Annotated in this window: 1 rRNA gene; it reads right to left on the reverse strand. The window is 49.0% G+C overall.

Annotated features, from left to right (window positions below):
* A 5S ribosomal RNA gene (rrf, locus tag V6F91_RS27655) occupies positions 1-60 on the reverse strand; the annotation flags it as partial.
* Between the last annotated feature and the right edge of the window lie 195 nt (positions 61-255).

A 255-nucleotide genomic window follows, 5' to 3' on the forward strand; every position in this document is an offset into this window, starting at 1 on the left:
TCGTTTCACTGCTGAGTTCGGGATGGGATCAGGTGGTTCCAACGCTCTATGGTCGTCAAGAAATTCGGGTACTGAGTCGTGACCAGATGGCCTCGCTTCAGCAAATTGGGTATGTGACAGTCAGGTGCTTTGTGAACATCGAACTTTCGGTTCGTTTCGTCTTCACACACCGCAATCTGGTCTGTTCGACTCAAATTGCTTGGGTGTTATATGGTCAAGCCTCACGGGCAATTAGTATTGGTTAGCTCAACGCCT

Origin of the sequence: Pseudomonas koreensis (assembly GCF_036668835.1) — a bacterium.
Taxonomy (GTDB): domain Bacteria; phylum Pseudomonadota; class Gammaproteobacteria; order Pseudomonadales; family Pseudomonadaceae; genus Aquipseudomonas; species Aquipseudomonas koreensis_I.